General features: G+C 61.5%; 1 protein-coding gene. It reads right to left on the bottom strand.

Annotated features, from left to right (window positions below; all coding sequences use genetic code 11):
* Window positions 1-46: 46 nt before the first annotated feature.
* Window positions 47-1,312 carry an IS256 family transposase gene (locus BUE39_RS33640; RefSeq protein WP_073432977.1) on the bottom strand — a complete coding sequence of 422 codons (1,266 nt, stop codon included), beginning with the start codon at window positions 1,310-1,312 and terminating at the stop codon, window positions 47-49.
* Window positions 1,313-1,430 lie beyond the last annotated feature (118 nt).

Genomic DNA, 1,430 nt, shown 5'->3' with positions numbered 1-1,430 from the left:
GAGATAAGGTCAAGTCTGGTGTATGGGCGGTTGATGGCCGGCGACGTCAAGCGGCGAGTTTCTGCTGAACCGGTTGGTCGCCTTGCACCGGCTCGCCGTCCCTGAAGGCAATGCCCTCCAGCAACAGCTTGATCTGCTCAGGGCCGTTGATGCGGCGCCAGGTTTTCTCGGCTTCCTCGATCAGCTTGAATGCCAGACCGAGGAAGGTCGGTCGCGACACGCAGTTGCGCGTGCGCGTGGTGCGATGACGCACGGTCGCGAACGTCGACTCAATCGCATTCGTCGTGCGCAGGTGCTGCCAGTGTTCGGCCGGAAAGTCGTAAAAGGCCAGCAGACTCTCCCGGTCCTTCTTCAGCGTCTCAGTCGCCTTCGGGTATTTCGCCGCATAGACCGTCACGAAACGATCGAACGCGACATACGCGTCGGCGCGCGTCGCGGCCATCCAGATTGCCTGCAGATCCGCCTTCGCGCGGCCTTGCTGCGACTTCGGCAGTGCATTGAGCACGTTGCCCATCTTGTGAAACCAGCAGCGCTGGCCGCGTGTCGCAGGAAACACTTCTTCCAGCGCCGCCCAGAAGCCCATTGCGCCGTCCCCAACTGCCAGGAGTGGTCCGGTCTGCAGGCCACGCGATTTCAGATCGAGCAGCAGCTCCTGCCATGACGCCTTCGACTCGCGATACCCGTCCCCGATCGCGACACGCTCCTTGCGCCCATCCGGCCTAACGCCGATGATCACCAGCAGGCACTGGCCGTCTGAGTTCTCACTACGCAGGCCGGTATGAATGCCGTCGATCCACCAATAGACGTAGCGCGACTTCGACAGATCACGCCGGCTCCAGTTGGCATGCTCATCGGCCCACTGCGCCTTCAGCCGGCTCACCACGTTGGCCGACAGGCCTTTGGCGTCATCTCCCAGCAGCACGCTCAGCGCCTCGCTCATGTCGCCCGTCGAGATGCCTTTCAGATACAGCCACGGCAACGCGGCACTCACGCGCGGCGATTTCCTCACGTACGGCGGCACGATCGACGAATTGAACTTCACACCTGATCCTGATCGATCCCGAACCTTCGGCACCTTCACCGGAATGGGGCCGGCTGCTGTCAGCACCTCGCGCTCCGGCAAATAGCCGTTGCGTACCACGGCACGCTGGCCGTGCAGGGTCTTGACGTTCTCGAACCGTTCCAATAGCGCCGACAGCTCCGCCTCGATGGCCTGCTGAATCACCTGCCGCGCTCCCTGCCGCACCAGTTCGTCCAGACCCAGACCGGCCCCCGATAGACCGACGACTTCTTTTTCCGTAAACTTGCTCATGGTGGATGGTTTGTTGTTTGCTGGTTTCCGACTTCGACAATCAGATTCTCAGCTGAAACCTCCACCGCCTTCAATCTCCCGCCTTAACTCCCCCGTACACCAGTTCCGACTTTAGCTC

Origin of the sequence: Paraburkholderia terricola, assembly GCF_900142195.1 — a bacterium.
Classification (GTDB): Bacteria; Pseudomonadota; Gammaproteobacteria; order Burkholderiales; family Burkholderiaceae; genus Paraburkholderia; species Paraburkholderia terricola.
Note: the sequence above shows the minus strand (reverse complement) of the source record. Positions and strands in the feature narration are given on the sequence as shown.